Source organism: Psychrobacter sp. FME5 (genome assembly GCF_014861375.1).
Lineage (GTDB): Bacteria > Pseudomonadota > Gammaproteobacteria > Pseudomonadales > Moraxellaceae > Psychrobacter.
In genome coordinates, this window is sequence record NZ_RRYX01000006.1 from 52,062 (window position 1) to 61,099 (window position 9,038).

A 9,038-nucleotide genomic window follows, 5' to 3' on the forward strand; every position below is an offset into this window, starting at 1 on the left:
CTTATCGCCAATCGTTTATGACATCATGAGTTAAATTCATGTTAAAATGAGCGCCTTTAAATTAGCCGTTGTTCTTATTGATGAATAACGGCTAACTTTTAGTGCCATTTTTCTAATTAACAGGTCCGCTCATGTCTGCCGATACCATCGCCCGTACCGCCTTTAAACAAGGCACCAAACCGCTTTACGACTACGACAAACATTGGGCGAGCTGCTACGAGCCTGCGCCCTATCTGCCCATGAACCGTAAAGAGATGGACGATTTGGGCTGGGATGCCTGTGACGTCATCATCATTTCAGGCGATGCTTATGTCGATCATCCAAGCTTTGGTATGGCGATTATCGGACGCTTGCTAGAGTCACAAGGTTTTCGCGTTGGCATCATTGCGCAGCCAGACTGGAAGAGTAAAGACGCTTTTATGGAGCTTGGTAAACCCGTTTATGCCTATGGCGTAACCGCAGGCAATATGGACAGCATGATTAATCGCTATACTGCTGACCGTAAAATTCGTAGCGATGACGCTTACTCGCCAGGCAACGTGGCGGACAAACGCCCTGACCGCGCCGCTATCGTTTATAGTCAACGCTGCCGCGAAGCGTATCCCGATGTGCCGATTATCTTGGGCGGCATCGAAGGCAGCTTGCGCCGTATCGCCCATTATGATTATTGGTCGGATAAAGTCCGTCGCAGTATTTTGATCGATGCCCGTGCCGATGTTTTATTGTATGGTAATGCCGAGCGTGCCATCGTCGACGTGGTCCATGGTTTGTCAAAAGGCTATAGCTTTGAGCAAATGAGTAGCTTACGCGGTACAGCGTATTTATTGACCCCGACCCGTCGTCACTGGCAAGCGGGCATGACCGAAGTCGCCAGCAATGATGTCGATACCGTCGGTCGTGTTGACCCGATTATCAACCCGTATGTCATGACCGAAGACGTCGACCAATGCTCAATCGAGCAAAACAAACCTAGCGATTCTCCCGTTGGGCAAGCCATGTCGGGAATGACAGGAATGGCAGGCATGGCTTCACAGTATCCGGGCTTCGTCTCTGAACCAGTAACCAATAAAATTATCAATGCCGACCAAGTCGATGAAGACACGCAAGTAGTGCAAATGCGCGGTTTTGACAAACCTATGACTGCGCGTAAGCACAAGCTCAAAATGCCACCGCGTGAGAAAACCGTCATTCGTCTGCCTGATTATGAGCATGTCAAATCCGACCCAGTATTATATGCGCATGCCAGCCGTATCTTGCATCTCGAGACCAATCCGGGAAACGCCCGTGCGCTGGTGCAGCGTCATAGTAGTGGTGCAGGTAATTCGCATACCTCAATCGATGTCTGGCTCAACCCGCCACCGATTCCACTCTCGACCGAAGAGATGGACTACGTGTTTGACTTACCTTATGCACGCCTGCCGCATCCAAGCTATGGCGATGCGCACATTCCTGCTTATGACATGATTAAATTCTCCGTCAATATCATGCGCGGCTGTTTTGGCGGCTGTACTTTTTGCTCGATTACCGAGCACGAAGGACGCATTATCCAAAACCGCTCAGAAGACTCCATCCTACGTGAAGTCGAAGCGATTCGTGATGTCGCGCCCAACTTCACTGGCGTCATCTCTGACCTTGGTGGGCCAACTGCCAATATGTATCGTCTCAGCTGTAAAGACGAGACCATTGAAAAAAACTGCCGCAAGCCCTCTTGTGTCTATCCTGACGTCTGTGAAAACTTGATTACCGACCACAGTAATTTGACCAAGCTATACCGTAAAGCGCGTGATATTAAAGGGGTAAAAAAGATTCTTATCGCCTCAGGACTGCGTTATGACTTGGCAATTAAAGACCCTGAATATGTCAAAGAGTTGGTCAGTCATCACGTCGGTGGCTATCTAAAAATTGCTCCTGAGCATTCAGAAGAAAACGTCTTATCAAAAATGATGAAGCCTGGCATGGGCAATTACGATAAGTTCAAAGCCATGTTTGAGCAGTACAGCCAAGAAGCGGGCAAAGAGCAGTATCTGATTCCTTACTTTATCGCCGCTCACCCCGGCACCAAAGATGAGGACATGATGAATCTGGCACTTTGGCTCAAAAACTATGGCTATCGCGCCGACCAAGTGCAGGCGTTCTATCCAAGCCCAATGGCGACAGCGACCACCATGTATCACACTCATAAAGACCCGCTGCATAAAGTAAGCCGTAGCGAAGGTGATATGGATATCGTCAAATCTGGTAAGCAGCGTAAACTACACAAAGCATTCTTGCGCTACCACGATCCAAAAAACTGGGTATTATTGCGTAAAGCGCTACAAGAAATGGGACGCAGTGATTTAATTGGTAAAAATCGTGGCTGCTTAATCCCGCCATTTAACGCCAGCTTAGAAGGGCGCGACGCGGCACAAGACAGCTATCAATCAGCACGTAAAAAGAACAGTCGTTTGGGCAATGACTCAGTGAAGCGCAGCAATAATAGCCCGAGCGCTGCAAAAAACACCTCGAGCAGAAACAATAAAAAAGTCAGCAAAGGTAACTTCCAAACTCAGCATACGGGTTTGCCACCACGTAAAACTAAGTAGTTAAACAACCATTAAATTACTGTTAAGCAGGCTCAAACGTCTTTATTAATATCAACAAAAAGCGCCTATCGGCTAAGCAGTCGATAGGCGCTTTTTGTTTGGCATAGGCTTATTTTTAATGCACTTATAGTTAAAATATTCTAAAAACGCTATAGTGCTGCTGGTATGAAATTTTTTCAGCCTTTGTCTGCGTAGGCATAGTAAGCAAGAAAAATTAATATCAGCAGTACCTGATGTATCAATATTGCTTCTCCCTAACTATCCTTCCCTATTTTAAAACCTGATCATTCGAGCGTTACATTAGTCAGCGTTTAAGTAACTAAGCAAACACGTGACAAACAATTTCTAACATTCTCCAGTAATAGTTTTCGTTACCATATGCGCTATATGCTTAACGCATAGTTAAAAACAAATACATGATAATTTTTATACCTTTGGAGAAAACCATGAATACGCTAACTAAAATTGCAACGGCCCTACCTGCTCTTGCCCTATTAAGCGCTTGTGCGACTACTGCTCCCACTACTACGCCAAATGCATCAGAAACGCCTGCATCAGAAAGCGTACCCGATGCCGCTTACGATCGCATGGCACCAGCACCTTATACTTGTACTGACGACAGCAAAATCATGGCAAAACAGTCAATCAATAAAAAACAAGTCATGCTAAATGCAACCATGCCTAAAGTACAATGGAATGAGCAACCAATCATCTTAAATGGTGAAGTGCAAGGCGATACAGCAAGCTATATCAACGAGTCAAACCCTGAAGCTGTCTATGCATGGCACATGAAAGACGACAAAGGTATCTTTGCTATCAAATGGGCAGACGGTAAAGAATACCAAGTAAATTGCCAAGTGGGTAGATAATGATTTCGGTTTAATCGTGCATTGATAACGATAAATCTATAGTTGTTAAGCTTAGCATTACTATAAACAGTCATCATTTGGTGGCTGTTTTTTTATGCCTGCCATTTTGTCTCAAACTATAGATAACGCGCTTTCTTAGCTGACTTCCTAACATAAGAATCAGCCCTTTTCTGAATATAACTAGAGAAGCGTATAGAAAGCTGTCAAAATAGCACATCTATAAAAATGCTTGATGCTGAACAATAAAAAGGATGACTCAATAATGAAGCGCTTAATGAATATGATGATTGTCGCTAGTGCCAGTATGTGGGCGCTGTCAGGGTGCGACAACAGTGCTGATACTGCTGAAACAACTACTTCGTCCTCTGATTCAGCGCTAACGACAGCGGATTCATCAACGAAAGCCGAAAACACGATTGATTGGTCTGCCATGGATAGCGGTGAAAAACCAGCCGATCTCAGCAATTATCAATATCCTTTTGCGCCCGATAGCCAAAATGTCCGTGACTATGCAGAATACTTCAAAGTTGATAATACTACGGCTCAGCATAATCTAACCGTGAGTATGGCAAGTAATGAAGCACTATCAAAAGCCTTGGATCAGCTGAGTGAAAATTACGTCTCACATGAGCTGACCGATGATAAAGACATGACACTTATTATTCATACCACGCCTGAGGTTAAAGCCAGTAATTATGATTATGTACTGTCTGGTGAATTTGCGAAAGGGTTGGTATTGCCGATTGAAATTGTGCCAGATGGTAAGAAAAGTGAGGTTAAGGAGCATGGAGAGATGGCGGAGTAGAGATTAATAGCGTATGTTTTTGCGCATACGCTACCAAGAAACTCTAAACTGTAGGGTGCGCCTTGCGCACCGATAAGATTAAAAAACCTGTAAGCTATAGAATCTATCCCGCATAACTATAAGACATAAAGGCTCATACGGTAAATACAGATGCCACGATACATTCGTTCATACACGAAAGGTGCTACCTACTTTTTTACTTTGGTTTCATACAACCGAAGAAGAATACTGTGTGAAGATGACTTCCTGCAAGCCTTTAAAAAAAGTATAAAACAAGTTCAACAACAATATTCCTTTGAAATTATTGCATGGGTACAATTGCCCGACCATCTGCACTGTATTTGGAGACTGCCTGAAAACGATGCTGACTATAGTATGCGTTGGTCACAGATAAAGCGCTTAACCACCCAAGCTTGCCCACAATACCACTTACCAATAAATGAATTAAGCCCTTCAAAAGTTAAGAGACATGAAAGAGGCATTTGGCAACGTCGGTTTTACGAGCATGAAATAAAGAACGAAGCAGACTTTATAAGACATATAGATTATCTGCACTATAACCCTGTTAAGCATGGGTTAGTCAAAAAGGTAGTAGATTGGCCGTATTCAAGCTTTCATCGTTATGTGAGGCAAGGTGACTATTTAGCAGATTGGGGGGATGATGGTCTCGAATTCTCATCGAGTTTTATTGATAAATTAGAGTGAGCTATATTTGATGGTGCGCTAGGCGCACCCTACTGGCTGTACGCGAGCGCCGAGTGAGCCATTAAAAAAAGACGGCTCATGACCCGCATATTTGCCTACCATTAAAGCAAGCGATGCTGAGGCCATGCTTTTTCTTTTCTGTCTCTTTGCTCTTTTAATGGCAAGGACTTGCCCTACTCCCCAACCAACGCCAGAAACTCATCCTCACCCACCACTTTCACCCCTAATTTCTCCGCCTTCGCCATCTTCGAGCCAGCCTTATCACCTGCCAATAGCGCGGTAGTTTTTGCTGAGATGCTTCCGGATACTTTGGCACCGAGCGCTTGAAGCTTGGCTTTGGCTTCATCGCGTGCCATGCTATCGAGCGCGCCAGTAATAACCCACGTTTGCCCATCGAGCGGCAACCCCTCTGACACCACTTGCTCGACCTTATCCCAATGCACGCCAGCTTCACGTAATGCGGTGATGACTTCTATATTGTGCGGTGCGCGGAAGAACTTATAGGCAAGCTCAGCAGTAATAGCGCCCACGTCTGGCGTGAGTAACAGTTTTTCGATATCTGCTGCCATTAGACTGTCAAGGTCGCCAAATTGCTGTGCCAAATTCTGCGCAGTGGTTTCACCAACGCCACGAATACCAAGTGCATAGATAAAGCGCGCCAGTGTCGTATATTTGCTGGCTTCGATTGCGCTGATGATATTTTTTACCGATTTTTCGCCCAGCTTCTCATAAGTAATCATCTCGTCTTGATGGTTGTGCAACTGATAAATATCAGCGACGGTTTTAATTAAGCCATGCTCAAAAAAGCTAATCAGCCAACTCGCGCCTAAGCCATCGATATCCATCGCCCGACGCGAGACAAAGTGAATCAGTGCCTCTTGCTGCTGCGCGGGACAAAACAATCCGCCAGTACAACGTGCCAACGCTTCATCTTCAGGCAATACTACAGGCGAGTCACATACTGGACAGGTCGATGGCAATTTAACTGGTTTTGAATCTTCTGGGCGCAGATCTGTCCAAACGCGGGTGACTTTGGGTATGACGTCACCGGCGCGGTGAACGCTAACCATATCGCCTGCGCGCACGTCTAAGCGCTGAATCTCACCAAAATTATGCAAGGTGACATTACTGACGGTGACGCCACCAACTTTGACAGGCTCGAGCTTACCAACTGGGGTAATCGCGCCAGTACGTCCGACTTGCCACTCAATTGCATGTAGACGCGTCATGACGGTTTCGGCAGGGAATTTATACGCCGTTGCCCAGCGCGGCTCACGCGATAAGAAGCCAAGCTGCTGCTGTAATGAAAGTCTATTCACCTTAATCACCATGCCGTCAATCTCAAATGGCAGGTCGCTACGCGTCGCAATAACTGACTCATAATAGGCTTGCGCCTCACGCGGGTTTTGTACCACTCTTACAGCACTAACGGTAAAACCAATATCACCAATCCAAGCCAATGCGGCCGATTGGGTCTCTATACTTTCGGGCAGTCCTTGATTGACTGAATAGGCATAAAACGCCAATGGTCGACTAGCGGCTATACTTGGATCGAGTTGGCGTAAACTCCCAGCGGCAGCGTTACGTGGGTTAGCAAATGTCTTTTCTTCTTTTTCTGCTGCTAAGCGATTGAGACGCTCAAAGCCTGCCTTTGGCATCAGCACTTCACCGCGCACTTCTAACAGCTCGATATCAGTAGCATCAGCTAGCCATAGCGGCAGATTACGAATGGTTTTGGCATTTTGGGTGATGTCTTCGCCTACTTGCCCATCACCTCGTGTTACCGCTTGTACAAATTTGCCATAAGCATATTTGAGTGACACCGCCAAACCATCAAGTTTTAGCTCCATCTCATATTCAGGGTTTTTCTGCGCGTCATTCAAACGATCATTGACGCGGCGCATAAAGTCGCGCAAATCATCGTATTCAAAGACATTGCCAAGCGATAGCATCGGTACGTCATGCATGACTTGAGTAAAGGCAGATAGCGGCGTATCGCCCACTTGATTAATCGGACTATCAGGTTGTATTAAATCTGGATACTCGCCTTCAAGCTCCAATAAGGAACGCCGTAACTGATCGTACTCGCTGTCCTCTAAGATGGGATTATCGAGCACATAATAGGCGTAATTATGCGTCTTTAAAGTATCAATAAGCAGGCGCATTTGGGTGACAATAGCAGCATCATTTTCTACAGATTTGCCAGTGTTAATGTCTTTGGAAGTAAGCGGTAAAATAGGATCAGTCATAGTCAGCGTCTTTACGGTTCAAGATGCCGATATGATAACAAGTTTGCAGGAGGGTCGGATAACATTTTATAGATAAACAGACGTATATAAATAGTTATAATCAATGAAAAATAATATCTATACACCACATACTGCTTGTATAATTTTTTCTTGCTTGCTGTGCCTACGCAGACAGAGGCTGCAAAAAAATATACAAGCAGTACCGTAGCGTTTTTAAAATATTTTAACTATAGATGAAAAACCGATAAGCCGAAAATTAAAAAAGGCAAATAACGTTATCGCTATTTGCCTTTTTTACTGGCTGTCATATCAATCAGCCATGAATGAACTACTATTAACTAGCCTTCATAATCACGAACTTGATTACGCAGCTGTTGTTTATATTCAGGGGTGATTGGTTCGTTTTCTTCATCGAGCATGATAGCGTCCAAATCGCTTGCCATCATATAGGCAATACTCATCATACTATCGAAGCTACGCACGGCTTGTGGATGCGGTAATGATAAGAAGACCACTACGCCGTTATAAGTATTGGTCGCCACGCTATGCGGATCAAAGGGTGCGATACCACTGTCGGTAATGCCCATCATGCTGAACCATAGCATGCCTGTACCATCTTTTTGCTCATAGCGATGGAACATATTCATCGCCCCATAGCGCAGACCGTATTTATCAATTAACGCCAACAAATCACGACCGCGAATAACGGCGTGTGGACGGTCACGGTATTGGTGCGGCAATATGGTGATATTAATATTGTCTTTGGCATTAATTAATGGGCTGTTTTGCGCTTCATCCACTGGCTCTGATAGATGCTGATCAAGTATTGGGCTGTTATTGTCAAAGCTTGGCTCTTCTGCCGTATCAATCGATGGCATCAGACTGTCGGTTGCCGACATTAAGCTTGAAAACGCATCTGGCTCTTGCTCGACATTCATTTGTCCAGCGGCTTCTACAAATTCAGCATTATCAGCGTGCTGTTGCTCTTGTTGCCAGCGTGCATAATCCTCATCACTGATATGGCTATCATCAGCGCTTGCCTCACTATTTATACCATCGCGCCCCGCTGTCAGCTGCGCATCGACAGTGCTATGTGGCTGGGTCAAAGGCTCTTCTTCAACCACTGCATTGAGATAACTGCGATCAGGCGCAATGCTGGTCTCGCCCGCGACGGTATCATCCAAGTCTGGCTGATCGACGATATTGCGCTCATGACGCGGTATGATGGGAATACCGTTTTTATCATAATTGACCGCGGCAGCTTCGGCCGTTTTGCGGCGCTGAAAGCTACGAATGACCATAAACAACCCTGCAAGCACGATAAATGCGGCAATGGCGATCAATATAAACTGAATAGCGGTCATGAGAAATACATCCTAATATATGACAAAAGGGAATACATAAGAGGGAATAAATGGCAATAGTCTAGCATGGCTATTTAATGTCGTCACCATATAGTCATCGTTTGTCATTAGTCTGACATACTTGCGTGACTTTATATTCCAGACCTAACTATAACACTAGCAGTGGCTGCCAGTTATTAATTATTTATACCCCACTCTCAACATCGAAAGTGATTGAAAAAAGAAGAGCATCTCACTAATCTATTGTTTTCGACCAAGAATACAACGGAGTCATGAGATGCCCATAGACGAATTTATGGTGGTGTTCTAAAAAGTATGCTGGCATCAGACGTAGCCATAATTGATGTAAAAGAACACCATATCAAACACTTTGAAGTGATTATCGAGCTTCTTAGAGAAGCAACAAGTCTTTCTAACCGCTCGTCTTAATCGGTGTCTAAGGCGACAGTTATTACCCTCTATAC

Annotated in this window: 7 protein-coding genes; 4 read left to right on the top strand and 3 right to left on the bottom strand. The window is 45.0% G+C overall.

From position 1 onward, the window contains the following. The first annotated feature begins 131 nt into the window (after positions 1-131). The 4 genes from EI161_RS02150 (at position 132) to EI161_RS02165 (ending at position 4,961) form a co-directional block, all read left to right on the top strand. A complete protein-coding gene (locus EI161_RS02150) occupies positions 132-2,582 on the top strand; it encodes a YgiQ family radical SAM protein (RefSeq protein WP_192528855.1) in 2,451 nt (816 codons plus the stop codon). Positions 2,583-3,028: 446 nt separating this feature from the next. Beyond that, entirely contained in the window at positions 3,029-3,451 is a 423-nt protein-coding gene (locus EI161_RS02155; RefSeq protein ID WP_192528856.1) for a hypothetical protein, read from the top strand. A gap of 262 nt (positions 3,452-3,713) precedes the next feature. Further along, positions 3,714-4,256 (top strand): hypothetical protein, encoded by a 543-nt coding sequence (locus EI161_RS02160; RefSeq protein ID WP_225735187.1) that lies wholly within the window; start codon positions 3,714-3,716, stop codon positions 4,254-4,256. A 150-nt stretch (positions 4,257-4,406) separates the two neighbouring features. Beyond that, entirely contained in the window at positions 4,407-4,961 is a 555-nt protein-coding gene (locus EI161_RS02165) for an REP-associated tyrosine transposase (RefSeq protein WP_192528857.1), read from the top strand. 173 nt (positions 4,962-5,134) lie between these two features. Here EI161_RS02165 and ligA read toward each other — a convergent pair whose 3' ends face one another. From ligA to EI161_RS02180, 3 genes are all read right to left on the bottom strand, one after another. After that, complete coding sequence (gene ligA / locus EI161_RS02170; protein WP_192522579.1) at positions 5,135-7,210, bottom strand: NAD-dependent DNA ligase LigA; 2,076 nt, start codon at positions 7,208-7,210, stop codon at positions 5,135-5,137. Between the two features lie 338 nt (positions 7,211-7,548). Continuing rightward, the gene (locus EI161_RS02175; protein WP_192522580.1) at positions 7,549-8,574 is read right to left on the bottom strand and encodes a cell division protein ZipA C-terminal FtsZ-binding domain-containing protein; all 1,026 of its coding nucleotides are present in this window, start codon (positions 8,572-8,574) and stop codon (positions 7,549-7,551) included. A 324-nt stretch (positions 8,575-8,898) separates the two neighbouring features. Continuing rightward, positions 8,899-9,038 (bottom strand): IS1 family transposase (locus EI161_RS02180; RefSeq protein ID WP_192524181.1); only part of this gene is annotated, 140 nt, incomplete at its 5' end.